At 64.8% G+C, this 26618-nt stretch carries 25 protein-coding genes; 12 read left to right on the plus strand and 13 right to left on the minus strand.

Annotation, left to right across the window (positions count from 1 at the left end):
- Positions 1 to 31 precede the first annotated feature (31 nt).
- From panC to dksA, 9 genes are all read right to left on the minus strand, one after another.
- A complete protein-coding gene (gene panC / locus SF06_RS09000; RefSeq protein WP_039560899.1) occupies positions 32 to 880 on the minus strand; it encodes a pantoate--beta-alanine ligase in 849 nt (282 codons plus the stop codon).
- Complete coding sequence (gene panB / locus SF06_RS09005) at positions 877 to 1674, minus strand: 3-methyl-2-oxobutanoate hydroxymethyltransferase (protein WP_027588969.1); 798 nt, start codon at positions 1672 to 1674, stop codon at positions 877 to 879. The genes panC and panB overlap by 4 nt, the downstream gene beginning before the upstream one ends.
- A 201-nt stretch (positions 1675 to 1875) precedes the next feature.
- Positions 1876 to 2373, minus strand: a complete 498-nt coding sequence (gene folK, locus SF06_RS09010) for a 2-amino-4-hydroxy-6-hydroxymethyldihydropteridine diphosphokinase (protein ID WP_027588968.1) — start codon at positions 2371 to 2373, stop codon at positions 1876 to 1878.
- Between the two features lies 1 nt (position 2374).
- Positions 2375 to 3766: a polynucleotide adenylyltransferase PcnB gene (locus tag SF06_RS09015; RefSeq protein ID WP_039560901.1), complete on the minus strand. Its 1392-nt coding sequence runs from the start codon at positions 3764 to 3766 to the stop codon at positions 2375 to 2377.
- Positions 3767 to 4438: 672 nt separating this feature from the next.
- On the minus strand, positions 4439 to 5842 hold the full coding sequence (locus SF06_RS09020) for a sigma-54-dependent transcriptional regulator (RefSeq protein ID WP_039560903.1): 1404 nt from the start codon (positions 5840 to 5842) through the stop codon (positions 4439 to 4441).
- 23 nt (positions 5843 to 5865) lie between these two features.
- Complete coding sequence (locus SF06_RS09025) at positions 5866 to 8820, minus strand: sensor histidine kinase (protein WP_027588965.1); 2955 nt, start codon at positions 8818 to 8820, stop codon at positions 5866 to 5868.
- Complete coding sequence (locus SF06_RS18290) at positions 8804 to 8980, minus strand: hypothetical protein (protein WP_027589012.1); 177 nt, start codon at positions 8978 to 8980, stop codon at positions 8804 to 8806. Before SF06_RS18290 ends, SF06_RS09025 begins: the two co-directional genes overlap by 17 nt.
- A 108-nt stretch (positions 8981 to 9088) precedes the next feature.
- A complete protein-coding gene (gene gluQRS / locus SF06_RS09035) occupies positions 9089 to 9976 on the minus strand; it encodes a tRNA glutamyl-Q(34) synthetase GluQRS (RefSeq protein WP_039560924.1) in 888 nt (295 codons plus the stop codon).
- Between the two features lie 45 nt (positions 9977 to 10021).
- A complete protein-coding gene (gene dksA / locus SF06_RS09040; protein WP_027588963.1) occupies positions 10022 to 10465 on the minus strand; it encodes an RNA polymerase-binding protein DksA in 444 nt (147 codons plus the stop codon).
- Between the two features lie 207 nt (positions 10466 to 10672).
- Between dksA and SF06_RS09045 the strand changes: the two genes are divergently transcribed.
- Both SF06_RS09045 and sfsA read left to right on the plus strand, forming a co-directional pair.
- Positions 10673 to 11854 (plus strand): pyridoxal phosphate-dependent aminotransferase, encoded by a 1182-nt coding sequence (locus tag SF06_RS09045; RefSeq protein ID WP_039560905.1) that lies wholly within the window; start codon positions 10673 to 10675, stop codon positions 11852 to 11854.
- Positions 11844 to 12548, plus strand: coding sequence for a DNA/RNA nuclease SfsA (gene sfsA / locus SF06_RS09050; protein ID WP_027588961.1), 705 nt, complete (start codon positions 11844 to 11846; stop codon positions 12546 to 12548). The genes SF06_RS09045 and sfsA overlap by 11 nt, the downstream gene beginning before the upstream one ends.
- Here the strand turns inward: sfsA and SF06_RS09055 are convergent.
- The gene (locus tag SF06_RS09055) at positions 12545 to 12862 is read right to left on the minus strand and encodes a Rieske (2Fe-2S) protein (protein ID WP_027588960.1); all 318 of its coding nucleotides are present in this window, start codon (positions 12860 to 12862) and stop codon (positions 12545 to 12547) included. The genes sfsA and SF06_RS09055 overlap by 4 nt on opposite strands.
- A 133-nt stretch (positions 12863 to 12995) precedes the next feature.
- On the opposite strand from SF06_RS09055, the gene SF06_RS09060 reads away from it, so the two are divergent.
- Positions 12996 to 13859 carry a ChaN family lipoprotein gene (locus SF06_RS09060; protein ID WP_039560907.1) on the plus strand — a complete coding sequence of 288 codons (864 nt, stop codon included), beginning with the start codon at positions 12996 to 12998 and terminating at the stop codon, positions 13857 to 13859.
- Between the two features lie 213 nt (positions 13860 to 14072).
- On the opposite strand, the gene SF06_RS09065 is transcribed toward SF06_RS09060, so the two are convergent.
- A complete protein-coding gene (locus tag SF06_RS09065) occupies positions 14073 to 14351 on the minus strand; it encodes a TfoX/Sxy family protein (RefSeq protein WP_027588958.1) in 279 nt (92 codons plus the stop codon).
- 71 nt (positions 14352 to 14422) lie between these two features.
- The gene (locus SF06_RS09070) at positions 14423 to 15985 is read right to left on the minus strand and encodes a bifunctional aminoglycoside phosphotransferase/ATP-binding protein (protein ID WP_039560909.1); all 1563 of its coding nucleotides are present in this window, start codon (positions 15983 to 15985) and stop codon (positions 14423 to 14425) included.
- 211 nt (positions 15986 to 16196) lie between these two features.
- Between SF06_RS09070 and mrcB the strand changes: the two genes are divergently transcribed.
- The 3 genes from mrcB to SF06_RS09085 are packed head-to-tail and all read left to right on the plus strand — an operon-like array spanning position 16197 to position 19568.
- The gene (mrcB, locus tag SF06_RS09075; RefSeq protein ID WP_039560910.1) at positions 16197 to 18512 is read left to right on the plus strand and encodes a penicillin-binding protein 1B; all 2316 of its coding nucleotides are present in this window, start codon (positions 16197 to 16199) and stop codon (positions 18510 to 18512) included.
- 16 nt (positions 18513 to 18528) lie between these two features.
- A complete protein-coding gene (locus SF06_RS09080) occupies positions 18529 to 19239 on the plus strand; it encodes a tetratricopeptide repeat protein (protein ID WP_052199764.1) in 711 nt (236 codons plus the stop codon).
- Positions 19239 to 19568 carry a YqcC family protein gene (locus SF06_RS09085; protein ID WP_027588954.1) on the plus strand — a complete coding sequence of 110 codons (330 nt, stop codon included), beginning with the start codon at positions 19239 to 19241 and terminating at the stop codon, positions 19566 to 19568. Before SF06_RS09080 ends, SF06_RS09085 begins: the two co-directional genes overlap by 1 nt.
- Here the strand turns inward: SF06_RS09085 and SF06_RS09090 are convergent.
- Positions 19552 to 19986 carry a DUF4124 domain-containing protein gene (locus tag SF06_RS09090; RefSeq protein WP_027588953.1) on the minus strand — a complete coding sequence of 145 codons (435 nt, stop codon included), beginning with the start codon at positions 19984 to 19986 and terminating at the stop codon, positions 19552 to 19554. The genes SF06_RS09085 and SF06_RS09090 overlap by 17 nt on opposite strands.
- A gap of 385 nt (positions 19987 to 20371) precedes the next feature.
- Here SF06_RS09090 and SF06_RS09095 point away from each other — a divergent pair, with 385 nt between their 5' ends.
- From SF06_RS09095 to msrQ, 6 genes are all read left to right on the plus strand, one after another.
- Positions 20372 to 22096, plus strand: coding sequence for an acetolactate synthase 3 large subunit (locus SF06_RS09095; protein WP_039560913.1), 1725 nt, complete (start codon positions 20372 to 20374; stop codon positions 22094 to 22096).
- Positions 22097 to 22098: 2 nt separating this feature from the next.
- Positions 22099 to 22590, plus strand: a complete 492-nt coding sequence (gene ilvN / locus SF06_RS09100; protein ID WP_027588951.1) for an acetolactate synthase small subunit — start codon at positions 22099 to 22101, stop codon at positions 22588 to 22590.
- Positions 22591 to 22635: 45 nt separating this feature from the next.
- Entirely contained in the window at positions 22636 to 23652 is a 1017-nt protein-coding gene (gene ilvC, locus SF06_RS09105; protein WP_027588950.1) for a ketol-acid reductoisomerase, read from the plus strand.
- A 139-nt stretch (positions 23653 to 23791) separates the two neighbouring features.
- Positions 23792 to 24628 (plus strand): CDP-diacylglycerol--serine O-phosphatidyltransferase, encoded by an 837-nt coding sequence (gene pssA / locus SF06_RS09110; RefSeq protein WP_027588949.1) that lies wholly within the window; start codon positions 23792 to 23794, stop codon positions 24626 to 24628.
- Positions 24629 to 24686: 58 nt separating this feature from the next.
- On the plus strand, positions 24687 to 25679 hold the full coding sequence (msrP, locus tag SF06_RS09115; protein ID WP_039560928.1) for a protein-methionine-sulfoxide reductase catalytic subunit MsrP: 993 nt from the start codon (positions 24687 to 24689) through the stop codon (positions 25677 to 25679).
- Positions 25679 to 26293: a protein-methionine-sulfoxide reductase heme-binding subunit MsrQ gene (gene msrQ / locus SF06_RS09120; protein WP_039560916.1), complete on the plus strand. Its 615-nt coding sequence runs from the start codon at positions 25679 to 25681 to the stop codon at positions 26291 to 26293. Before msrP ends, msrQ begins: the two co-directional genes overlap by 1 nt.
- Positions 26294 to 26618: the final 325 nt, after the last annotated feature.

The raw sequence follows: 26618 nt of genomic DNA on the forward strand, positions 1-26618 counted from the left end.
CCCCGGGGGGTGGGCAAGCCGCCGCGCGGGGTCAGCGTTCGACGCAGAGGTTGTCGATCAGTCGGGTGTTGCCGAGATAGGCAGCGGTCAGCAGGACCAGTTTGCGGTCGTCCGCGGTGGCCGGGCGCAGGCTGCTGGCTTCGCGGATTTCCAGGTAATCCGGGCGGAAGCCGGCGGCCTCCTGGCTGCGACGGGCCTCGGCGACCAGCGCGGCATGGTCCGTCTCGCCGCTGCGCAGGCGCTCGGCCAGCTGTTGCAGGCTGCGGTACAGCGCCGGCGCAACGGATCGCTGCTCGGCGCTGAGATAGCCGTTGCGCGAGGACAGCGCCAGACCGTCCGCGGCACGCACGATGGGCGCGCCCTGGATCTCGATGGGCAGGTTCAGGTCGCGCACCAGGGTGCGGATCACCGCCAGCTGCTGGTAATCCTTCTCGCCGAACACGGCCATATCCGGCTGCACCATGTTGAACAGCTTGCATACCACGGTGGCCACACCCTCGAAGTGGCCGGGGCGGCTGGTGCCGCACAGGCCTTCGGAGACACCGGGCACCAGCACGCGGGTCTGGCCGTCCATGCCATTGGGATACATCTCGGCGACGGTCGGGGTGAACAGCAGGTTGCAGCCGGCGGCCGCCAGCTTGTCCTGATCCTCGGCCAGGGTGCGCGGGTACTTGTCCAGATCCTCGTTGGCGCCGAACTGCAGCGGGTTGACGAAGATGCTGGCGACGATGAAGTCGGCGCTGCGGCGGGCCTGCTCGATCAGCGAGACATGGCCGGCATGCAGGTTGCCCATGGTGGGAACCAGGCCGATGCGCTGGCCCGCGCGGCGCGCCTGGGCGACGGCGTCGCGCAGTTGCTGGACGGTGGTGACGGTGTTCATGCGGAAAATTCGTGCTCGGGGGCGGGGAAGGTGACGGCCTTGACGGCCTGGACATAGGCGCTGAGGGCCGCCTGGATGCTCGGCTGACCCTCCATGAAATTCTTCACGAACTTGGGCGTGCGGCCGGTCAGCGACAGGCCGAGCATGTCGTGCATCACCAGGACCTGGCCATCGGTGCCGGGGCCGGCGCCAATGCCGATCACCGGAATGGAAACCGCCTGGGTGACCTCCGCCGCAAGGGCGCTGGGTACGCATTCGAGCAGCAGCATGGCGGCGCCTGCCTGCTCCAGGGCAATGGCATCGGCACGCAGCTGGCGAGCCTGGGCCTCGCTGCGACCCTGCACCTTGTACCCGCCGAACACATTGACCGCCTGCGGAGTGAGGCCCAGGTGAGCGCACACCGGAATGCCGCGATCGGCCAAATGACGGATGGACTCGGCCAACCAGCCGGCCCCCTCCACCTTGATCATGTGCGCGCCGGCGCGCATCAGCTCGGCGCTGTTGAGCAGGGTCTGCTCCAGGGAGGCATTGGCCATGAACGGCAGGTCGGCAAGGATCATTGCCTCGCTGTTGCCGCGCTTCACGCAGGCGGTGTGGTAGGCCATGTCGGCGACCGTCACCGGCAGCGTGCTGTCATGGCCCTGCAGGACCATGCCGAGGGAGTCGCCAATCAGCAGGATGTCGACGCCGGCCGCGTTCGCCGCGGCGGCGAAGGTGGCGTCGTAGCAGGTCAGCATGGCGATCTTCTCGCCGTTCTGCTTGCGGCTTTGCAGCGTGGTCAGCGTGATGGGCATGGTGGATCCTCTTCGCGGAGCGGATGACTCCGGACGTCAACACGGGCCGGAGTGAACTGCAGGAAAGTGGGAGGCTCCGCGCCCCGTCCTTTCGCTGAGGTCCGGGTCGCGCGCCCGGGGCTGTTACCGCCATTGCCGGGTCTTGGGGCGCTTATAGTCCAGATGGGTCCGGGCGAAGTCAATTACGAATGTTACCGGGGGTTACTTCGTGGCTGCCTGGGGTAACCGTTCCAGTCCGGCATACGGGCAGTCGGCGAGCAGCGCGCGCAACGGCCGGCCATCCGGCAGGCTCAGGTCGGGGGCGATCTCCGCCAGTGGATAGAGCACGAAGGCACGGGCGTGCATATGGTAGTGCGGCAAGGTCAGGCGCTCGCTGGCAAGCTGCAGGTCGCCGAACAGCAGGATATCCAGGTCGAGGGTGCGCGGCCCCCAGCGCTCGGCCTTGCGAACGCGGCCCTGTTCACGCTCGATGGCCTGCAGGGCATCGAGCAGCGCCAGGGGCGCCAGTTCGGTGTCCAACGCGGCCACGGCATTCACGAAGCGCGGCTGCTCCGGCGGGCCAAGCGGATCGCTGGCGTAGAAGGAGGAAACGGCCGCCAGTTGGCTGCCGGGCAGTGCGGCCAACGCCCGCAGTGCGGCGTGCAGTTGCTCGACCGGTGTCGCGAGGTTGCTGCCCAGCGCGATGTAGGCGCGCTCCATCTCAGTCGTCGCTGCCGCCCGATTGGCTGGCGGGACGGCGTTTGCGCGGGCTGCGCCGGCGCTTGCGCGGTGCGGCGCCGCCGTCTTCCTTGCTGAGGTCGCGAATCATGGTGCGACGGGTGCTGTCGTCCACCTCCTGATAGCGGGTCCACCAGTCGCCCAGGCCGCCGGTCTCCTCGCCGGCGCTTTCGCGCAGCAGCAGGAAGTCATAGCCGGCGCGGAAGCGCGGATTTTCCAGCAGCAGGTCGGCGCGCTTGCCTTGGCGGCGCGGCAGACGTTCCTGCATGTCCCAGATTTCGCGGATCGGCAGCGTGAAGCGTTTGGGCACTGCGATGCGCCGGCACTGCTCGGCGATCAGGTCGTGGGCGGCTTCCTGCATGGCAGGGATCGGCGGCAGGCCGCGCTCCTGCTGCTGGAGCACGCGTGCCGGCAGGGCCGGCCAGAGCAGTGCGGCGAGCAGGAACGCCGGGGTCACCGGCTTGCCGAGGCGAATGCGCTCGTCGGTGTTGATCAGCGCCTGGCGGATCAGTGTGCCGGTGTACTCGGGGTTTTCCTTCAGGGCCTGGGCGGTCGCCGGGAACAGCGGTGCGAACAGGTCGTAGTGCAGCAGCAGCTCGAAGGTGCGTTCGGCCCGGCCGGCGAGGAACAGCTTGAGCACTTCCTCGAACAGGCGTGCGGCGGGGATGTCGCGCAGTAGCGGCGCCAGTTCTCTGATGGGCGCGGCGCTGTGCTTCTCGATGTCGAAGTCCAGCTTGGCGGCGAAACGCACCGCGCGGAGCATGCGCACCGGGTCTTCCTGGTAGCGCTGGCGCGGGTCGCCGATCAGGCGCACCAGGCGATTGCGGATGTCCGGCACGCCGTGGGTGTAATCGAGGATGCGCTCGGTGACCGGGTCGTAGTAGAGCGCATTGATGGTGAAGTCGCGGCGCTGGGCGTCATCTTCCAGCGTGCCGTAGACGTTGTCGCGCAGGATGCGCCCGCTTTCGTGGTGGGCCGCCCGGTTGCTGTCCTCTTCGGCGTCATCGGCGCCATGGCCGGCTCGGAAGGTGGCCACCTCGATGATCTCGCGCCCGAAATGCACATGAACCAGGCGAAAGCGCCGGCCGATGATGCGTGCGTTGCGGAACTCGGCGCGCACCTGTTCGGGCGTGGCGCTGGTGGCCACGTCGAAATCCTTGGGCGGCAGCTCGAGCAGCAGGTCGCGGACGCAGCCGCCCACGGCGTAGGCCTGATAGCCGGCCTTCTGCAGTCGCTCCACCACCATCACGGCGTTGCGGCTGATACTGGAACGGTTCACGGAATGCTGGCGGCTGCCCAGCACCTGGGGCGTGCTGCGCGGTTGCGCGGCGCGACGCAAGGGGAATCGGAATGACTGGAACAGCTTCTTCAGCATGGGCGCTACTGTGTCGGGAAGGGGTAACCGGCAGGGGGCTGGGCGGGAACGCGCAGGGGGCGATCATGGCCGCCGGTGACTGCCGGGCATGCGATGGCCGGGAATTCTAGCACCGGGGTGGGGCAATCGGGAACGCAAGGTTATTGGCCAATGGAAAGGGGGAGCCGAAGCTCCCCCTGAAGTAGTGTTGCTGTTGTTGTTATTGTTTCGGCTGTTGGTGTTGTTATCGCCGAAGCGTAGGCCAGGCCGAAGCCCGCATACGCACCCCCAATCGGGGGCCAATAGCGAACGGATTACTTTGGTTGCTGACGTGGTCCTGATCGATGATCCGGCCATGCGCTTCGCTGCATCACAGGCAGTCTTGTTGTTTCGCATGTGCCCGGGGAAGCTCCATAGACCGTTCTGCTCCAAAATGATCAGTTTGCTGCGTCTCCGCCTTTTTATCGTTGTTATGCAGGAGTCGTTGCGTGTTGTTCTTGTTATGGAGTTTCTTGGTTTTTGTTGTTGTTGTGCCTGAGATAAAGCAGAAGTTGTGCCAGAAAAATAAAAAGCTTTGTTTTCAATGAGTTAGCTGAATCCGGTGACCGTTCGTGCAGGTTGGGGATGGCATTTTCGTTACCGTCGGAACCTGGGTGCGTTACCCGTCGGGTTGCCGGTAACACCCGCTGCGACTCAGGAGCCGCTGCCCACCCCCGTGCGGCGCCGTGGGATGCCCAGGCGCTGGCGACGTTCCCACAGGCACTTGCGGCTGATGCCCAGCTTGCGGGCCAGTTCGGTTTCGGTCATGTGGTCCTGATGCTCGAGGACGAAGTGTTGGAAGTAGTCTTCCAGCGAAAGATTCTCGGCGGGCTCGTTACGCGGTTGCGGCGAGAGCATCGAGCTGTCCGGGAAGTCCTCGTCGCCGACGCCCAGGCTGTCCAGTTCCAGGTCGATGCCCAGCAGGTCGGCCGGGATTTTCTCGCTTTCGCAGAGAATCACCGCACGCTCGATGGCGTTTTCCAGCTCGCGCACGTTGCCGGGCCAGGCATAGTGGGTGATGACCTGGCGGGCTTCTTCGGTGAAGTGCATCGGTGTGCGACCCATGCGGGCGCACTGGCGGGCCAGCAGGGTGTCGGCGAGTTCGATGACGTCGTTGCCGCGCTGGCGCAGCGGGGGCAGCTTCAGGGCGATGACGTGCAGCCGGTAGTAAAGGTCTTCGCGGAACTGGCCCAGCTTGGCCAGGCTTTTAAGGTCACGGTGCGTGGCGGCGATCAGGCGGACGTCGACCTTCTGCGACTGCACCGAGCCGACGCGGCGGATCTCGCCTTCCTGTAGCACGCGCAGCAGGCGCGCCTGTGCGTCCAGCGGCAATTCGCCGATCTCGTCGAGGAACAGGGTGCCCCCGTCGGCGGCTTCCACCAGGCCGGTGCGGCTGGCGCTGGCGCCGGTAAAGGCGCCCTTCTCGTGGCCGAATAGTTCCGACTCGATCAGGGTTTCCGGAATCGCCGCGCAGTTCACCGAGATCAGCGGCGCGCGGGCGCGGCGTGACAGATTGTGCAGGGCGCGGGCCACCAGCTCCTTGCCGGTGCCGGATTCGCCCTGGATCAGCACGGTGGAGTCGGTGGGTGCCACCTTGCGGATCTTGCCGAACAGGTCCTGCATCGCCGGGCAGGAGCCGATGATGCCGAGGTCGTTCGGGCTGGCCGGCTTCTCCTCGCGGGCCGGCGTAGCGGCTGGGACGGTGGCGGGACGCTCACTGAGAATGCGCGAAACGGCCTGCAGCATCTCGTCATGGTCGAACGGCTTGGCGATGTAGTCCACCGCACCGAGCTTCATGGAGTCCACCGCCGAGCGCAGGCTGGCATAGCTGGTCATGATCAGCACCGGCGTGCCTTCGGCCAGGCGGATCAGCTCGGTGCCGGGCGCGCCGGGCAGGCGCAGGTCGCTGATGATCAGGTCGAAGCCGGGAATGCTGTAGCGTTCCTGGGCCTCCTGCACGGAACCGGCCTCGCTCACCGCGTACTGGTTGCGCTCGAGCAGCCGGCGTAGGGCGGAGCGGATGATGGTTTCGTCTTCGACGATGAGAATGTGGGGCATGGAGCAGGGTTCTCCTCGACGGCTCAGGACGGGACGTTGATGGGCGTGACGTGACGCGGCAGGGTCACCCGGAAGCGGGTGCCGCGCTGGCGTTCCGGGTCGGCCGGACTGTCGATGGCGATGTGGCCATAATGCTCTTCCACGATCGAATAGACCAGCGCGAGGCCCAGGCCGGTGCCCTTGCCGGGATCCTTGGTGGTGAAGAAGGGTTCGAACAGGCGGTCCATGGCGCTCTTGGGGATGCCGCTGCCTTCGTCCTCCACGCACAGCACCACGCTGTGCTCGTCCGCCTCGCTGCTCACCCGGATGCTGCCACCCGGCTGGGAGGCGTCGCGGGCGTTGGACAGCAGGTTGATCAGCACCTGGGCGAGGCGCTGCGGATCGCCTTCCGCGCAGTGCTGCGGATTGCACAGGTTGAGGAACTGCACCTCGGTGCCTTCGCGGTTGAGTTGCAGCAGGGCGATGGCGTCGCGGGTGATCTCGGCCAGGCAGACGCGTTCGCTGCCTGGCTGACGCGCGCCGGCATGAGCGAAGTTCATCAGCGACTGGACGATGCGTGACACCCGCTTGGTCTGCTCGATGATCTGCGCGCTGCTTTCGGTAACTTCTGCGTCGCCGCTACGCTCCTCGCGCAGGTTCTGCGCCAGGCAGGCGATGCCGGTGATCGGGTTGCCGATCTCGTGGGCCACGCCGGCAGCCAGGCGGCCGATGCTGGCCAGGCGTTCGGCATGCACGAGTTTGTCCTCCAGGGCGCGGGTCGCGGTCTGGTCCTCGACCAGTAGCACCAGGCCCGTATGTCCTGGGGTCAGGGGTTCCTCAATGGCGGCCTTGTGCAGGTTCAACCAGCGCACCTCGCCATCCAGCAGCAGGCGGTGCTTGTGGATGTGTTCGTCGGGGGCGGCGATGAAGTCCATCAACAGGTCTCGCCAGGGCTCGTCGATGGCCGACAGCCGTTCGCCCAGCACACGCTGGGCGGGGATGCCGGTGAGTTCTTCCAGGCAGTGGTTCCACATGAGGATCTCGTGATCCTTGGCCAGGGAGCAGACCCCCACCGGCAGGTCCTGCAGGGTCTGTCGGTGGTAGCGGCGCAGGCTGTCCAGCTCGGCGGCCAGGCCGGTGAGGCGCGAGCGGTAGTCCTCCAGGCGGCTTTCGATGAAGTGGATGTCCTCGGAGACGTAGGCTTCGTTGCTCTTCTTGTAGGGCAGGAAGGTGGACACGATGTCCTGGGCGAAGCTGGGGCCCATCAGGCCGGACAGGTTGGCTTCGATCTGGTCGCGCAGGCGACGCAGGGCGTAGGGGCGGCGCTCGTCGAACGGCAGCTTCAGTTCATTGAGCGCGCGTTCCACTTCACGTTGGGCGGTTTTTGCGCCCAACGGCTTGCTCAGCTGCGAGGCGAAGTCCTGCGGCGAGGTGGCGATCAGCTCGCGGCGTGGCTGGCGCCGCACGTTGCCCACGGCGCAGGCTTCGGCGGCGCTGCGTTCGCGCGGATTCGGCTCGGTGAACAGCGACACCAGGGCGAAGACCAGTACGTTGGCGGTCAGCGAGGTGATGGCCGCCAGGTGCCAGCTGCTGTCATCCAGCACATAGATGAGGTCGAGGACGGGCAGGTACACCCCGGGCAGGTTGCCGACCAGCGGCAGCAGCATGCTCACCAGCCAGATGCCGAAGCCGGCCAGGAGACCGGCGATGAAGCCGCGCCGGTTGGCGCTTGGCCAGTAGAGCACTGCCAGCACGCCGGGGAGGAACTGCAGGGTGGCGACGAAGGAGACGATGCCCAGCGCCGACAGGTCGCGCTCGGCACCCAGCATCAGGTAGAAGCCGTAGCCGGCGAGAATGATGGCGACGATCAGGCTGCGGCGGGTCCATTTCAGCCAGGCGTAGATGTTGCTCTCGCCGCTGGGCTGGAACACCGGCAGCACCAGATGGTTCAGCGCCATGCCGGAGAGCGCCAGCGTGGCGACGATGATCAGGCCACTGGAGGCCGACAGCCCGCCGATGTAGGCCAGCAGGGTCAGCGCCGGGTTGTCCAGTGCGAGGCCGACGCCCAGGGTGAAGAACTCCGGGTGGGTCCCGGCGCCCAGCTTGAGCCCGGCCCACAAGATCAACGGCACTGGCAGGCTGATCAGCAGCAGGAACAGCGGCAGGCCCCAGCTGGCGGAAGCCAGGTTGCGCGGGCGCAGGTTCTCGGTGAAGGTCATGTGGTACATGTGCGGCATGACGATTGCCGATGCGAAGAACACCAGTAACAGGGTGCGCCAGGGGCCTTCCTGCAAGGGCGTGTGCAGTGTGGCGAGGGCTTCCTGGTTTTGCAGCAGCCAGGCTTCCAGGCCCTGGGGGCCGTCGAACACCCGATAGAGCGCATACAGGCCGATGCCGGCCAGAGCGCTGAGCTTGACTACCGATTCGAAGGCCATGGCGAACACCAGGCCTTCGTGCTTTTCCCGGGTGGCGATGTGCCGGGCGCCAAACAGGATGGTGAAGAGGATGATCAGCGCGCAGTAGCTGAGTGCCACCCGTGCGTGCGGCGGCTCTCGGGTGAGGATGCCGATGGCGTCGGTGACCGCCTGGATCTGCAATGCCAGCAGCGGCAGGATGCCGATCAGCATGAAGGTGGTGGTCAGCCCGCCGGCCCAGCTGCTGCGAAAGCGGAAGGCAAACAGGTCGGCCAGCGAGGACAGCTGATAGGTGCGGGTGATGCGCAGGATCGGCTGCAGCAGCACGGGTGCCAGCAGGAAGGCGCCGCTCACCCCGAGGTAACAGGCCAGGAAGCCATAGCCGTACTGGTAGGCCAGGCCCACCGAGCTGTAGAAGGCCCAGGCGCTGGCGTATACGCCCAGCGACAGCGTGTAGATCATCGGGTGGCGCACCAGACCGCGCGGAATCGCGCCGCGCTCGCTCAGCCAGGCGACGCCGAACAGGGCAAGCAGGTACAGCGCGCTGAGCAGCAGCAGCTGGCTGAGGTTAAAGCTCATCGGCATCGCGGTTGCTCAGCAGCAGGAAGGTGACGACGATCAGGATCAGCCACAGCAGGTACGGGCGGTACCAGGCGCTGCCCGGCTGGATCCAGCCGTCCATGATGGCCGGTGAGAACAGGTAGATGCCCACCACCAGAAGCAGGACCAGTCGATAGATGTACATGGTGGGGCAGGCTTCGCGGGTTGCGGTCGTCGGGCCCAACGTTATAAGCGATGGACGCCAGGCTGCAAGCGACGGTCGGTATTGCCGTTCGATTTCTGCGCGATAGGGCTAGCGAAGTTGCGCTTCGGCCAGGGTGGCTTGGCGGGGAATGCGTCCGGCGTCCCAGTGGGCGATACCCCAGGCCAGCACCTCCCGGGGAGTGGCTTGCTCCAGCGTGGGCTTGGGCGCCTGGCCCAGAGCACGCAGGGCTCGGCACAGCAGGGGTGCGGCCTGCTCGGCCGGCAGCGGCGGCGAGCGGTAACGCTTGCCCAGCTTGTGGCCATCCGGCTGGGTCAGCAGGGGGACATGCAGGTAGCGGGGCTGGGGCAGGCCGAGCAGTTCCTGCAGGTAGAGCTGGCGCGGCGTGTTGTCCAGCAGGTCGGCGCCGCGCACGATATCGGTCATGCCCTGGAACGCGTCATCCAGGACCACCGCCAGCTGGTAGGCGTAAAAGCCGTCGCGGCGCTGGATGATGAAGTCGCCCACCTCGCGACCCAGATGCTGGCGGAACGCGCCTTGCACCCGGTCAACAAAGGCGTATTCACGGTCCGGGACACGCAGGCGGATGGCGGCGTCGTGGCGGTCCAGATGCGCATCGCGGCAGGTGCCGGGATAAATCGCCTGGCCCTCGAGCTGCTTGCGCGAACAGTGGCAAGGATAGGCCAGGTCCTGCGCAAGCAGGCGGCCCACCACCTCGGCATAGGCCTCATGCCGGTCGCTCTGGCGCAGCACCGGACCATCCCATTCGAAACCGTAGGTTTCCAGGGTGTGCAGGATGGCATCCTGTGCGCCGGGTACTTCGCGGGGAGGGTCGAGATCTTCCATGCGCACCCGCCAGACGCCACCGACAGCGCGGGCGTCCAGATAGGAAGCCAGGGCGGCGACCAGTGAGCCGAAGTGCAGATAGCCGCTGGGCGTCGGGGCGAAGCGGCCGGTGTAGGCGGGACGTTGGGGCATGGGCATCGGAAACGAAACGGGGCGCCGCTGGCGCCCCGTTCGGGATCAGGAACCGATCTGCTTTTCCTTGATTTCCGCCAGGGTCTTGCAGTCGATGCACAGCGTGGCGGTGGGGCGGGCTTCCAGCCGGCGCAGGCCGATTTCGACACCGCAGGAGTCGCACCAGCCGTACTCGTTCTCTTCGATGAGGGTCAGCGTCTCGTCGATCTTCTTGATCAGCTTGCGCTCACGGTCGCGGGTGCGCAGTTCCAGGCTGAACTCTTCTTCCTGGCTGGCGCGGTCGGCCGGATCGGGGAAGTTGGCGGCTTCATCCTGCATGTGGGTCACGGTGCGATCCACTTCCTGCATCAGTTCCAGCTTCCACTTGTTGAGGATATCGGTGAAGTGAGCGCGCATGGCATCGCTCATGTACTCCTCACCCTTGGCCGGCTGGTAGGGCTCGAAGCCACGGTTGAGTTGGCCTTGTTGCTCTTTTGCTTTGGTGGGCATGGATGTCCGCCTCTCGCTTTCTCAATTCCCCAGACGTGGGGGAAAGTCCTTCCGGTCAGTTGCAAACCGGACCCCCGCGCATCAAAGCGGGCGAAATTACCAGAACGTACCGGGGTGCGCTACTCCCGGACGGTCGTAACTGCCCGCGGTGCTCATGGTTCGCTAGAATCGCCGGTTTTCCCCATCGCCACGGCGGGAGAGATTGCATTGCTCAGCTCCTTCAGCGCGCGCAGTCGCGCCATCGAACCCTTTCATGTCATGGCGCTGCTGGCGCGGGCCAATGAGCTCCAGGCGGCGGGCCATGACGTCATCCACCTGGAGATCGGCGAGCCGGATTTCACCACCGCCGATCCCATTGTTGCCGCCGGTCAGGCAGCCCTTGCCGCCGGCCACACCCGTTACACCTCGGCCCGCGGCCTGCCACAACTGCGTGAGGCGCTGGCCGGCTTCTATGCCGACCGTTACGGCCTGTCGCTGGACCCCGAACGCATCCTGATCACCCCCGGCGGCTCCGGCGCGCTATTGCTGGCCAGCAGCCTGCTGGTCGATCCCGGCAAGCACTGGTTGCTGGCCGATCCGGGCTATCCCTGCAACCGGCATTTCCTGCGACTGGTCGAAGGCGCGGCACAGCTGGTGCCGGTTGGCCCGCAGACGCGTTATCAACTGACCGCTGAACTGCTGGAAGGTTACTGGAATGCGGACAGTGTAGGCGCCCTGGTGGCGTCGCCGGCCAATCCGACCGGAACGCTGCTGCGCCGCGACGAGCTGGCGGCCCTGTCCGCGGCTGCGTGCGCACGCGGCGGTCACCTGGTGGTTGACGAGATCTACCACGGTCTGACGTACGGTACGGACGCGCACAGCGTGCTGGAGGTGGATGACGACGCCTTCGTGCTCAACAGCTTTTCCAAGTACTTCGGCATGACCGGATGGCGCCTGGGCTGGCTGGTGGCACCCCCCGCGGCCGTGCCGGAGCTGGAAAAACTGGCGCAGAATCTCTATATCAGCGCCTCCACCGTGGCCCAGCACGCCGCGCTGGCCTGCTTCGCGCCGGCCACCCTGGAGATCCTCGAGGCGCGGCGCGGCGAATTCGCCCGGCGCCGCGACTACCTGCTACCCGCCCTGCGCGAGCTGGGTTTCCGGATCGAGGTGGAGCCGGAGGGCGCCTTCTATTTATATGCGGATATCTCGGCGTTCGGTGGCAACGCCTACGACCTGTGTCGCCATCTGATCGAAACCGAGTACGTCGCCGTCACGCCCGGCATCGACTTCGGCCATCACTTGGCCGACCGGCATGTGCGTTTCGCCTATACCCAGAGCCTGCCGCGCCTGGAAGAAGCCGTGGCGCGCATTGCCCGGGGATTGCGCAGCTGGCGGCCCCATGCACTTTGAGCGACCGCTGGAGCGGGGGCGCCTGCGTCGTCGCTACAAGCGCTTCCTGGCTGACGTGGTGACCGAGCAGGGCGAGGAGTTGTGCATCCACTGCCCGAACACGGGTTCGATGCTCAACTGCATGCAGGCGGACGGGCGCGTGTGGTTCAGTCGCAGCGATGATCCCCGGCGCAAGCTACCCGGCACCTGGGAGTTGAGTGAAACGCCGCATGGCCGGCTTGCCTGCATCAATACCGCGCGGGCCAATCCGCTGGTCGAGGAGGCGCTGCGTGGGGGCGTCATTCGCGAGTTGGCCGGCTTCGATGGCCTGCGCCGCGAGGTGCGCTACGGCGTGGAAAACAGCCGGATCGACTTCTGCCTGGATTTTGCTGGTGAGGCAGTGTACGTGGAGGTGAAAAGCGTCACCCTTGGCTACGCCGGCGAGGCGGTGGCGGCCTTTCCGGATGCACGCACCGAGCGCGGCGCGCGCCATCTGCGCGAGCTGGCGGCCCTGGCGCGCAGTGGTATCCGTGCGGTGCAGCTGTATTGCGTGAACCTGTCCGGCATCGAGGCGGTCCGTGCCGCCGAGGAGATTGACCCTGCCTACGCGGCGGCGCTGCGCGAAGCGAAGCGCGCCGGTGTGGAGGTGCTGGCCTACGGCGCCGAGCTGACCCCAGATAGCATCAGCCTGGTGCGGCAGTTGGAGGTGCTTTAGGGGTCGACCCAGATGCCTTGCGCGTTCTCTTCACAGGGAATCAAGTTCAGCTCCTGCCCCACGCAGGGACCGGAGACGCATTCGCCGGTCTCGATGCTGAACAGGGCGCCGTGGCTGGCGCACTGGATGAGCGTGCCGCTTTGATCCAGGAAGCGGTCCGCCTGCCATTCCAGGGGCGTGTTGCGGTGCGGGCAGCGATTCTCGTAGGCATATACACGGCCAGCGCGGCGCACGGCCAGCACGCGGGTGCCGGGCAGGCTGAAGCCGCGGCTCTGGCCTTCGGCCAGTTCTTCGGGGGCACACAGTCGAATCATGGGGGACCTCTGCGGGTGAGGCCGCGCATTATCCAGCCCTGCCGGCAAATGCCAAGCGGCCGGCCGACTGATCGGCTGACAAACGGAAACTTATGCTTCGCCGCGTGGGTTCGTTTCATAAAGGGAGATCGACATGCGTCTGATAGTGCTGGCCATGCTCTGGCTGCTGACCGGTTGCCAGCAGCTGCCGCCGCTGCCGAGCGGGCAGATCGACAATGGAATCGTCGATCTGCGGAGCGGCGAGCGATTAACCCCCGAACAATTGGTAGGCGAGCTGGCCAGGGCGGACTGGGTGCTGGTCGGCGAACGCCACGATCACCCGGATCATCACGTCTTGCAGCGCTGGCTGCTGGAGGCGCTTGCGCAGCGGCGCCAGACCGGCAGCCTGTTGCTGGAAATGCTCAACCCCGATCAGCAGGCGCGCGTGGATGCCGTGCGCGCCCGCTGGGCGGCGGGTGAACGCCCTGGAGACCTGGTCGAGGCGCTGGCCTGGCAGCCTGGCTGGGATTGGGCGTTGTATGGCGAGCTGGTGGAGTACGCGCTGGGGCTGCCCAGTCCGCTGCTGGCGGCCAACCTGGATCGCAGCGAAATCCTCGACATTTATCGACGCCAGCCACAGCTGGGCGGCCAACGCAGCGGTGCGCCGGCGGTATTGGCCGCGCTGGATGTCCAGATCCGGGAGTCGCATTGCGGAATGCTGCCCGAGTCGCAGGTGCCGGCCATGCGCCTTGTCCAGCAGCAGCGCGACCGGCGCATGGCCGAGCGTCTGTTGCAGGCGCCACGGCCGGCCCTGTTGTTCGCGGGTGCCTTCCATGTGCGCCGTGATCTGGGCGTGCCGTTGCATCTCGACGACCTCGGGGCACGGGGCGTGACCCGAGTGCTGATCCTCGCCGAGGAGGGGGCCGACCTCAGCGAGCGGCAGGCGGATTTCGTCTGGTATACCCGCGCTCTGCCGGAAAAGGATCACTGTGCAGAATGGCGGGAACGGCGGCCCTGAGGCGTTGAGTGGGGCGCGTGGTCGGCGGACAAAAAAAGACCCGGCGGGTGCCGGGTCTAAAACCGTGATTAGCCTGATGAGGAGATAGTCTGAAGAACCGCCGCCCGGTTGGGGCCACCTGCTCTTGCAGCTTACCGGCTGATCTCGCGATCAGTTGAAGCTAATAATAACGATTATCATTTGATAGTCAAGCGCGGTTGTGTTGCCGGCGCTTCAGTGTTTCGAGGCGGGTCTGGGAGGCCGCTGCTCCAGGGCCGCGTTTAGCGCTGCCTTGTGGTCATGCGGCAGTTGGCTCCAGGGGATGTCCAGAAGCGCGCCCTCGATGGCATACAGCAGGACGCGGGATGCGCGAAACCCACGGGCCTGCACGGCTCGGTAGGCGTCTACCGAGCCGAGTCGGCGCAGATCATCGAGGTTGTGAATGCCGCTGGCGTGCAGCCATTGTGCAGATGTCTTGCCCAGGTTCTTCAGGCGCAGCAGTTCGTCGTTCATCGTGCCTCCTTGCCAGTGGCAAGTGTAGCGGCTGGCCCCGGGGAGGGGCCGGCCGCCGGCGAACGGACGGATCAGAGCCCTGGCAGGCGCTGGCGCAGATCGGCGATGGCCTGTTCCAGGCCGCTGCCATCCTGCGTGTTGATGACCCGCTGGCGGGATAACTCGTCTTCGGCGAGGGGCTCACGCGAGGCCTGCTGCGCATGCATCACTTCCAGGGTGGCGTCGGACGGATCGCCGCCCTCGCGCTGGCGCTGCGCCAGACGCTGCTCAAGAACCGGTTCGGGCGCCTGGCAATCCAGGATCAGAAAGGGCACGCCATTCTCTTCGGCAACGTGCCGTGCGGCGTCCCGTTGCGTGCGCTTGAGAAAGGTGGCGTCGAGAACCACCGGATAGCCGGCGCGCAGCGCCAGGCTGGCCAGGTCGGCCAGGCGCTGGTAGGTGGCCTGGCTGGCGCTGGCCTGATAGATGCCACTGGCGAGTTGGCCCTGCTGGTCATTGGGCTGACTGCCGAACAGCCGCTTGCGCTCAACGTCCGAACGCAAGCGGATGGCGCCCAGTTCTTCCACCAGGCGCAGCGAGACATGGCTCTTGCCTACGCCAGCCACACCGTGGGTGATGGCCATGAAGCGCGAGGGAATGGCGCAGTATTGTTCGGCCAGGCTGGCGTAGCGGCGGTATTCGGCCAGGGCGGTGGCCTGACAGGTGGCATCCGGCTCGTGACTGAGGCTGAGCAGATTGATCTTGGCGCGAACCAGGGCGCGATAGGCCTTGTAGAAATTGAACAGTTCCAGGGCGGCGTAATCGCCGGTGAGTTCCAGCCAGCGATTCACGAAGCGCCGGGCCAGGGCCTTGAGGCCGCGCGATTCCAGGTCCATGGCCAGGAAGGCGGAGTCGGCGACGATGTCGGTCAGGCGGAACGGTTCATTGAACTCGATGCAGTCGAAGAGCACGACCTCGCCGTCCAGCAGGGTGGCGTTGCCCAGGTGGATGTCGCCGTGGCATTCGCGAATGAAGCCATCGGCCTTGCGTGTGGCCAGCAGCGGATACAGACGCTGGTAGGTGCTCTGTGCCCAGTGCTCGAGGGTGTCCAGCTGAGCCAGATCGGCCGCATCGGTGAGCAACGGACGGATCTGGTCAAAATTCTGCTGCACCGGCGCCATAACCGCCTCGGGTGTACCCAGGGCATGCTCGACCGGAACACGAGGTGCCTGCAGGTGGAAGTGCGCGATCAATTCGGCCAGGGCATCGATGTGCTCGCTGCGCAGCTCGCCGCGGCTCTGCAGCTCCGCCAGTAGCTGGCTCTGCGGGAACTGGCGCATCTGCAGGGCATATTCGATGACCGGAGTGTCGCTGCCGAACTGTGGGGCCTGTTCGCTGCCGCAGATCGGCAGAACCTGTCGGTAGAGCGACGGCGCGAGACGCTGGTTGAGACGCAGCTCCTCGTTGCAGAAGTGCTGGCGACTTGCCAGTTCGGTGAAGTCGAGGAAGCCGAAATTCACCGGCTTCTTGATCTTGTAGGCGTAGGGGCCGGTGAGCAGAACCCAGGAGATGTGGGTTTCGATGACCTGGAAACCGTCCACGGGGTGGGGGTAAAGGGCTGGATTTTGCAGGGCGGAGATCAGGGCTAGGCTCACGGGTCAGTCCTTACGTCTCGTCAGGAAAAGGCGACATTATGGCGGCTGTGCCGGCCTGCGGGAAACTCTGCGACCTTTTTTCATGTCTTAGCTCGATCATCCGGGCCTTACCGGCTCAGGCCATCCATTACCCATTTTGCGAACGACTTACCCACAGCCACGGCCGGTGGCCGTCTGCGCACTGTGGATAAACTGCGTATAATCCGCCGCCATGAAGCATTCCCCTACTCCTCGTTCCCGTGGCAAGAAACCTTCCAGGCCTCGCCGTAGATGGCTTGGCTGGGTGGTCAAGCTGGGTCTGGTCGGCCTGGTGGTACTGGCCGGTTTTGCCATCTATCTCGATGCGGTCGTGCAGGAGAAATTCTCCGGCAAGCGCTGGACCGTGCCAGCCAAAGTCTACGCGCGGCCGCTGGAGGTATTCGGCGGGCTCAAGCTGAGCCAGGCGGATTTCCTGCGCGAGCTGGAAGCGCTCGGCTATCGACGTGAGTCGAGCGTGGCCGGGCCGGGCGCCTTCGCCGTGACCGGGGGCGCCGTAGAGCTGCAGACGCGCGGCTTCCAGTTCTACGAGGGCGCCGAATCGCCTCAGCATATTCGCGTGCGCTTCGCCGGTGACCGGGTCGCAAGCATGAGCCGTCCGGGCGGCGGCGAGCTGGCCGTGGTGCGTCTGGAGCCGCTGCTGATCGGCGGTATCTACCCGGCGCATCAGGAAGACCGCATTCTGATCAAGATCGACGAGGTGCCGCCGCTGCTGGTCGATGCGCTGGTGGCCGTCGAGGATCGCGAGTACTTCAATCATTTCGGTGTGTCGCCCAAGTCCATCGCCCGGGCCATGTGGGTCAACGTCAGTGCCGGTGGCCTGCGCCAGGGCGGCAGCACCCTGACCCAGCAACTGGTTAAGAACTTCTTCCTGACCAGCGAGCGCACGCTCAGCCGCAAGGCGATGGAAGCGGCGATGGCCCTGCTGCTGGAGCTGCATTACGACAAATGGGAGATTCTCGAGGCCTACCTCAACGAGGTGTTCCTCGGTCAGGACGGCCAGCGCGCCATCCACGGCTTCGGCCTGGCCAGCCAGTACTACTTTGGCCAGCCGCTCTCCGAACTCAAGGCGCATCAGGTGGCCCTGCTGGTCGGCATGGTGAAGGGGCCCACCTACTACAACCCCCGACGCCAGCCCGAGCGGGCGCTGGCTCGCCGCAATCTGGTGCTCGACCTGATGGTCGAGCAAGGCAACCTGGATGTCGCCCAGGCGGCCCAGGCCAAACAGCAGCCGCTGGGTGTCACACCGCGCGGCCGGTTGGCCGATACCTCCTTCCCGGGCTTCCTCGACCTGGTCAAGCGTCAACTGCGTGAGGACTACCAGGAACAGGACCTCACCGAGGAAGGGCTGCGCATTTTCACCAGCTTCGATCCACTGCTGCAGTTGAAGGCCGAGGAAGCCCTGGCCGAGACGCTGCAACGGTTGGGCGCGCGCAAGGGCGTCGATGAGATCGAGGCGGCCATGGTGGTCGCCAACCCGGAAACGGGGGAGTTGCAGGCGCTGATCGGCGGTCGCCAGCCGCGCTTCGCGGGCTACAACCGTGCGCTGGATGCGGTGCGCCCGATTGGCTCGCTGGTGAAGCCAGCGGTGTATCTGGCCGCGCTGGAGCGGCCCAGTCAGTACACACTGACCTCGCTGATCGAGGACGAGCCGTTTTCCGTGACCGCGCGCGACGGTCAGGTCTGGCAGCCCCAGAACTACGATCAGAAGGCTCATGGCACCGTCTACCTGTACCAGGGGCTGGCCAACTCCTACAACCTGTCCACGGCCAGGCTCGGTCTCGACTTGGGCGTCGAGAATGTACTGCGCACCCTGCAGCGCCTGGGCGTGTCACGGCAATGGCCGGCCTACCCCTCGATGTTGCTCGGCGCGGGCGGCCTGACACCGATGGAGGTGGCCGGCATGTACCAGACGCTGGCCAACGGCGGCTTCAATACGCCGCTGCGGGCCATTCGCAGCGTGCTCGACGGCAATGGCGAACCGCTCAAGCGTTATCCGTTCGAGATCCAGCAACGTTTCGATCCTGGCGCGATCTATCTGATTCAGAACGCTATGCAGCGCGTCATGCGCGAGGGTACCGGTCGCTCCGTCTACAACCAGTTGCCGACATCCCTGACGCTGGCCGGCAAGACCGGGACCAGTAATGACTCGCGCGACAGCTGGTTCGCCGGTTTCAGTCAAGACCTGCTGGCGGTCGTCTGGATGGGGCGTGACGACAACGGCTCAACGCCGCTGACCGGCGCCAGTGGAGGGTTGCAGGTCTGGACGCGGTTCATGGCCAAGGCCGATCCGATGCCGCTGGAGATGCCGGTACCGGACAACATCGTGCTGGCTTGGGTGAATGCGCATACCGGCGAGGGTTCCGCCGAACATTGTCCGGATGCCGTGCAGATGCCCTACATCCGCGGCAGCGAGCCGCTGCCGGGCGTCTCCTGTGGGATCCCGCCGGCCGAATCGGTCATGGATTGGGTGCGCGGTTGGCTGAACTGACGACAGAGGTGTGCTTGTGAACAGATGGCTTGTCACCGTGGCGGTTCTGCTGGTGCTCTCGGGCTGTGCGAGCAATCCGCGCGGGGTGGTCCCGGTGCAGGAGAATGGCGCCTCGATCTATCAGGAGCAGGAGTGGATGGGCGCCGAGCCGCTTGGTCGTCAGCCCACGCCGCGCACGCCCGCTGCGGCTCCCGCGCCCGTCGAGGAGGAAGATGCCGGTGTCGTGGTGATGGTGCCGCAGGATGCCGGTTCGGCACCGCTGCAGACCGCACCGGGTGCCATTGCGTTTCCCGGCGCAGGGCAAGGGCAGTCGACCGGTGGGGTGTCTCCGGTGATATCCGCATCGCCGCGCGTGCCGGCACCGACCGGGATTCCCCAGGGTGAGCTGGCGCCGGATGAGCAGTTGGACGGTCCGGTCCTGGCGCTGCTCACATCCGCCCGGCAGATGCAGAATGGAGGGGACCTGAATGGCGCCGCCTCCAGTCTGGAGCGCGCACAGCGCATCGCTCCCCGCGAGCCGCAGGTGCTCTACCGGCTGGCGGACTTGCGCCTGGCGCAGGGTGATCCTGCCCAGGCCGAGCAGTTGGCCCGCCGGGCGCTCACCTACGCCGGTGGTCGACCCGCGCTGCAGGCCAGTCTCTGGGAGCTGATCGCCAAGGCCCGTGAGCGTCAGGGCGATCCCGCCGGGGCCGCGCAGGCCCGACAACGAGCCAAGGTGAGCAGTTGATGGACAATCGAGTTTCGGCCGTCGCCGATCAGTTGTTGTTGATCGAGCGGGAGCTGCGGCTGCTGGGGTGGTGGAGTAGCGTCCCGCCGAGTGCCCAAGCCTTGTCCAGTGAGCAGCCGTTCTGTGTGGACACCCTCGAATTGCATCAGTGGCTGCAGTGGATCTTCCTGCCGCGCATGAAGATCCTGGTGGAGAGTGGTCGTCCATTGCCGGCCGTTTCCGGCATCACGGAAATGGCCGAAGTGGTGTATGCCGAGCGACTCGGCGAGGTGCGCACCCTGCTGGTGGCCCTGACGGAATTTGATCGCCTGATCACCGCGGGCAACTGATCCTCAGTCGTTCCCGCGTGTCGCGGATCAATACCTCCCGCTCGGCTTCGTCCAGCGGCCGTGGGGAGCCTGCGGCATCAGCCAGTCTCAGGCGTGGCCGGTCGCGCAGCATTGCCAGTTGTTCCTCCAGCGTTCTGCAGCGCTGCTGGCGTGCCTGCTCCTCCCTGAAGGCATCCCGGCGCAGAACGTCGTTGAAGCGGCGTTGCTCTGCGGCCGCGCGTTGCGCGGTATTGTCTCTTCGCTGCTGGCTGGGGCCGGGCGATGGTGCGCTGGGCAGGGGCTGTGCTTGCGTACTGTGCAGTGCGCTGGGGCGGTCGCTGAAATGGCGGATGCCATGCTCGTCCGTCCAGCTGTGGACGGCAGCCGCCAGGGCAGACGAGGCGTTGAGCAGCAGCAGGGTAGAAAGCAGTGGATGCATGGTAGGTTCCGGGTGGGTGGAGCGTGCCTGAATAACAGATGACGGACGGCTCTGTCGGCGCGAGGGCGCACAATGCCCGCCTCGCAGCACGTGCGACTTGACTTGCTCGCGCCTTATCCGAACAATTCCACGCTCGCTGCATCTTGAGCCGACGGCTCCGATTCACGCGACTCGAGGCGCCTACCCGTGCCGAATCTGTAACACCCGCAACGCGTTACCTCGCGCTGGGTGGGAGCCATCCGCAACACACCAGGGTTGCTCCCAGTACTTGCTCAGTAGAGCTGTTTCCATTTGCGGCCAACCGTCGCACATGCTCTGCCGAGGAGTAGACCTAAACAGGCTGCCTGGCCCCAGGCGGCATTCTGGCGTTCTAGAGGGGAATAACGTGGAGCTTCTATCCGGCGCTGAAATGGTCGTCCGCTTCCTGCGCGACGAAGGCGTGAAATATGTTTACGGGTACCCGGGCGGTGCCCTGCTGCACATCTACGATGCACTGTTCAAGGAAAAGGAAATCACCCATATCCTGGTCCGCCACGAACAGGCCGCCACTCACATGGCCGACGGCTATGCTCGCGCCACCGGCAAGGCCGGCGTGGTGCTGGTGACCTCCGGTCCTGGTGCGACCAATGCCATCACCGGTATTGCCACCGCCTACATGGACTCCATTCCGATGGTGGTGATCTCCGGCCAGGTGCCCAGCACCATGGTTGGCACCGACGCCTTCCAGGAAACCGACATGGTCGGCATTTCCCGGCCGATCGTGAAGCACAGCTTCATGATCAAGCATCCCTCGGAGATTCCCGAAACCCTGAAGAAGGCGTTCTACATCGCCGAGTCCGGTCGTCCCGGCCCGGTGGTGGTGGACATTCCCAAGGACATGGGTACTCCGGGCGAAAAATACGAATACGTCTACCCGAAGAAGGCCAAGCTGCGCTCATACAGCCCGGCGGTGCGAGGCCATTCCGGACAGATCCGCAAGGCCGCGGAAATGCTGCTGGCCGCCAAGCGTCCGGTGCTCTACTCCGGCGGCGGTGTGATCATGGGCAATGCGTCCGCGCAGCTCACCGAACTGGCGCAAATGCTCAACCTGCCGGTCACCAATACCCTGATGGGCCTCGGTGGCTACCCTGGCAGCGACCGCCAGTTCATCGGCATGCTCGGCATGCATGGCAGCTACACCGCCAACGTGACCATGCACCATGCCGACGTGATCCTCGCCGTCGGCGCGCGTTTCGATGATCGCGTGGTCAACGGCCCGGCCAAGTTCTGCCCGAATGCCAAGGTCATCCACATCGACATCGACCCGGCCTCCATCTCCAAGACCATCAAGGCCGACATCCCGATCGTCGGTCCGGTGGACAGCGTGCTGACCGAGATGGTCGCCGTGCTCAAGGAAATCGGCCAGACGCCGAACAAGGACGCGGTGGCCAGTTGGTGGAAGCAGATCGACGAGTGGCGCGGCAGCGGCCGGCTGTTCCCCTACAACGAGGGAGACGGCTCGATCATCAAGCCGCAGAAGGTCATCGAGACCCTTTATGAAGTCACCAAGGGCGATGCGTTCGTGTCGTCCGACGTGGGCCAGCACCAGATGTTCGCTTGCCAGTACTACCGCTTCGACAAGCCCAATCGCTGGCTGAACTCCGGCGGCCTGGGCACCATGGGCTTCGGTCTGCCGGCGGCCATGGGCGCCAAGCTGAACTTCCCGGATGTGGACGTGGCGTGCGTGACCGGCGAGGGCAGCATCCAGATGAACATCCAGGAGCTGTCCACCTGCCTGCAGTACGACCTGCCGGTGAAGATCGTCAATCTCAACAACGGCGCGCTGGGCATGGTGCGTCAGTGGCAGGACATGCAGTACAACAGCCGCTACTCGCATTCCTACATGGAATCGCTGCCTGACTTCGTCAAGCTGGCCGAAGCCTATGGCCACGTCGGCATGCGCATCACCGAGCTGAAGGATCTCAAGCCGAAGATGGAAGAGGCCTTCGCCCTCAAGAACCGCCTGGTGTTCCTCGACATCGCGGTGGATACCAGCGAGCACGTCTACCCGATGCAGATCAGGGACGGCGCGATGCGCGACATGTGGCTGAGCAAGACGGAGCGGACCTGAGCATGCGACACATCATCTCCCTGCTGCTGGAAAACGAACCGGGCGCCCTGTCCCGCGTGGTCGGCCTGTTCTCCCAGCGCAACTACAACATCGAAAGCCTGACCGTGGCGCCGACCGAGGATCCGACCCTGTCGCGCCTGACGCTGACTACCATCGGCCACGAGGAGGTGATCGAGCAGATCACCAAGAACCTCAACAAGCTGATCGAGGTGGTAAAGCTGGTAGACCTGTCGGAAAGCGCCCACATCGAGCGCGAGCTGATGCTGGTCAAGGTCAAGGCCACCGGCGCCCAGCGCGCCGAGGTCAAACGCACCACCGACATCTTCCGTGGGCAGATCGTCGACGTGACGCCGAGCGTCTATACCATCCAGCTGGCCGGCACCAGCGACAAGCTGGACAGCTTCATCCAGGCCATCGGCACCACGTCGATCCTGGAGACCGTGCGCAGCGGTGTCACCGGGATTGCCCGTGGCGACAAAGTGCTGAGCATCTGACGTTTTATTGAAGTGGCCCAGACGGCCAGATACCGAGGAAATTTCATGAAAGTTTATTACGACAAAGACTGCGACCTCTCCATCATCCAGGGCAAGAAGGTCGCCATCATCGGTTACGGTTCGCAGGGCCATGCGCATGCGTGCAACCTGAAGGACTCCGGTGTGGATGTCACTGTCGGTCTGCGTGCCGGTTCTTCCTCCATCGCCAAGGCCAAGAACCATGGTCTGAAAGTCGCCGAAGTGGCCGAGGCGGTCGCCCAGGCCGACGTGGTGATGGTGCTGACCCCGGATGAGTTCCAGGGCAAGCTGTACCGCGAGGAGCTGGAGCCGAACCTGAAGAAGGGCGCCACCCTGGCCTTCGCCCACGGTTTCTCCATCCACTACAACCAGGTGGTGCCGCGCGCCGACCTGGACGTGATCATGATCGCCCCGAAGGCACCGGGTCACACCGTGCGTTCCGAATTCGTGCGCGGCGGCGGCATCCCTGACCTGATCGCCGTCTACCAGGACGCTTCCGGCAATGCCAAGAATGTCGCTCTGTCCTACGCGTCTGGCGTGGGTGGCGGCCGTACCGGCATCATCGAAACCACCTTCAAGGACGAAACCGAAACCGACCTGTTCGGCGAGCAGGCCGTGCTGTGCGGCGGTTGCGTCGAGCTGGTCAAGGCCGGTTTCGAAACCCTGGTCGAAGCCGGTTACGCGCCGGAAATGGCCTACTTCGAGTGCCTGCACGAGCTGAAGCTGATCGTCGACCTGATGTTCGAAGGCGGCATCGCCAACATGAACTACTCGATCTCCAACAACGCCGAGTACGGTGAGTACGTCACCGGTCCGGAAGTGATCAACGAGCAGTCCCGTGCCGCCATGCGCAACGCCCTGAAGCGCATCCAGAACGGCGAGTACGCCAAGATGTTCATCAGCGAAGGCGCCACCAACTATCCGTCGATGACCGCCTACCGCCGCAACAATGCTGCCCATGGCATCGAAGTGGTCGGCGAGAAGCTGCGCGCCATGATGCCGTGGATCGCTGCCAACAAGATCGTCGACAAGAGCAAGAACTAAGCGCTTGCACGATCCGAAAAGACGCGGCCTGGTGCCGCGTTTTTTCGTTGTTCTCGAAGCATCTGGTATAAAGCCCGGCGGTGATATCCGGCATACACTGGATCACTGTCTTCTTCCTTCTGTTTCAAGGTAATCGTCCATGAGCGAAAGTCCCGAGGAGCCGAACAAGGACTCCGCCGTTGAAAGCCTGCTGCCGATCGACGAGCACGTCGAGGAGGGCCAGGATGCAGAAGGGCGCAAGGTGCGTCACCGTGGCGTCTACCTGCTGCCCAACCTGTTCACCACCGCCAACCTGTTCGCCGGCTTCTTCGCCATCGTCAGTGCCATGAACGGCAAGTTCGAGGTGGCGGCCATCGCCATTTTCGTCGCGATGCTGCTGGACAGCCTGGATGGTCGCGTGGCACGCCTGACCAACACCCAGAGTGCCTTCGGCGCAGAATACGATTCGCTGTCGGACATGGTGGCCTTCGGTCTGGCGCCGAGCCTGCTCGCCTATCAGTGGGCGCTCTCGGAGCTGGGCAATGTCGGCCTGACCGTAGCCTTCATCTACGCCGCCTGTGCCGCACTGCGTCTGGCTCGTTTCAACACGCAGATCGGCAAGGTCGACAAGAAGTGGTTCGTGGGTCTCGCCAGTCCGGCGGCGGCCGGTGTGGTGGCTGGTACCGTCTGGGCCTTGAAGGATTTCGGTGTTGAGGGCGTCGACATGCCTGTCGCCACCGTCATGCTGTTTGCCCTGCTGGTGGCGTTGGCCGGCGTGCTGATGGTCAGCAACATCAAGTACTACAGCTTCAAGGATCTGGACCTGAAGGGGCGCGTACCCTTCGTGGCTATTCTTGTCGTGGTGCTGGTGTTCGCTGTGGTGTTCAGCGACCCGCCGCGAGTGCTGCTGCTGATCTTCCTGGCCTACGCGGTATCCGGCCCGGTGCAGTTCGTGCTTCAGCTTCGTCGTCGCCAGGGGCGCGCGGGGCAAGAATAAGGTCTGTTCCAATCTCGCTCGCGGGTGCATCATGCGCCCGTTGAGCGAGGTAAGCAGTATGTTGATCAAGTCCCCCCCTTCAAGTGACTGTCGCGAAGGCGAGGTCACCCCCGAATCTGTCTATCTTTCCCGTCGCCGGCTGATGCAAGGCGCGTTGCTGGGTGTTGCCAGTGGCGCACTGCCTAGTGTCGGCTGGGCGCAGTACTCCGACGTGGAGCCGGCCATTGCGCCGCCCTGGCTGCAGCGGCGCCTGGCCGACGTGCAGTGGTCGTCTTCGGATGAGCGGGTCGCTCCCTTCAACGTTGCCAGCCAATACAACAACTTCTACGAGTTCGGGCCGGGCAAGACCGACCCGGCACGCTACGCCTCGGCGATGCAGACCGAACCCTGGTCGGTTCGCATCGATGGCTTGGTGGCCAAGCCGGGTACTTACGATCTGGACCAGCTCTGTGCACAGAGCCGATTGCAGGAGCGGATCTACCGGCTTCGTTGTGTAGAAGCCTGGTCGATGGTGATTCCCTGGCTGGGGTTTCCACTGGCAGACCTCATCCGGCGGGTCGAGCCGTTGGGTGATGCCCGCTACGTGCGTTTCGAAACGCTCCATAGGCCGGTGGAAATGCCCGGTACCCGGTCGCGGTTCTCGGTGATCGACTGGCCCTATGTGGAGGGGCTGCGGATGGATGAGGCGATGCATCCGTTAACGATCCTGGCAGTCGGGATGTATGGCCGCGTGTTGCCTAACCAGAACGGTGCGCCTCTGCGTCTGGTGGTGCCATGGAAGTATGGCTTCAAAAGCATTAAATCGATCGTGCGTATCAGCTTCGTCAGCGAGCAACCGGAGAGCTCCTGGATGGGTATTGCCCCTGACGAGTATGGCTTCTACGCCAATGTGAACCCCTCGGTCAGCCATCCGCGCTGGTCCCAGGCCCAGGAGCGCCGTCTGCCCAATACGTTGTTCAGCCCTAACGTGCGGCCGACCGAGTTATTCAACGGCTATGGTGAACAGGTTGCGGACCTCTACCGGGGCATGGATCTGCGGAAGCATTACTGATGAAACATGCCTGGTTGCGTATTGCCGTTTTCCTCGTTGCGCTGGGTGTGCCGCTCTATTGGTTGTACCTCGGTTGGCTGCTGGCCCTCGGTCCCGAACCGGGTAAGTGGCTATTGGACCATTTGGGGCAGGGGGCGCTTGTGTTGCTGTTGCTCACGCTGGCCATGACGCCGCTGTCACGACTGACAGGCTGGCCACACTGGCTGGCGATCCGGCGACAGCTGGGGTTGTGGAGTTTCGCGTACGCCACCCTGCATATTGCCTGCTTTGTATTGTTCATCATGGGTGCCCAATGGCAGCGCCTGCCCGCGGAGCTGCTGGAAAGACCTTATGTGATGGTAGGGGCGCTGGCTTTCCTGGGGTTGCTGGCGCTGGCTCTGACTTCTAACAGGTGGAGCATGCGTCGCCTAGGGGCCGGTTGGAAGAGCTTGCACCGCCTGGTCTATCCGATTCTGCTCGTGGTTCTGCTGCACATGCTCTGGGTTGTGCGCTCCGACCTAGGGTTGTGGGCGCTCTATATGTGCCTCGCTAGTGCGCTGCTGTTTTTCCGCACCCCTTGGGGGCGGCGTTGGCTGGGCAGGGTGGTAGCTGCTCGGCGCAATTTGGTTCAGTGAGTCAAATAGTGGTTGACGGTCTGCTGGATAGGCTTATAATGCGCCCCACTTCCAGCGCAGAGCTGCTGAAAACTCCTTGTAAATCAACGAGTTGGATTTTCGGATCTGCCTGGTGGGGCTCGCTAGAGGAAGCGGGCTGCTGGTCGAGGTGGGGTTGAGAGCGGTCACTTATACACATCTGACGCTCCCAAGGCCGCCAGCCGTTTAGAGTCGAGTGAGCGCGCGATTCAGACAAAAAAAATACCGTTAGAATGAGTAGCAATCATACCAGATGTTCTCCACGCTAATCTCTACGGTCTATCTCGCACGCCGCCCCCCGGCCCGA

The organism is Pseudomonas flexibilis, assembly GCF_000802425.1.
GTDB classification, from domain to species: domain Bacteria; phylum Pseudomonadota; class Gammaproteobacteria; order Pseudomonadales; family Pseudomonadaceae; genus Serpens; species Serpens flexibilis.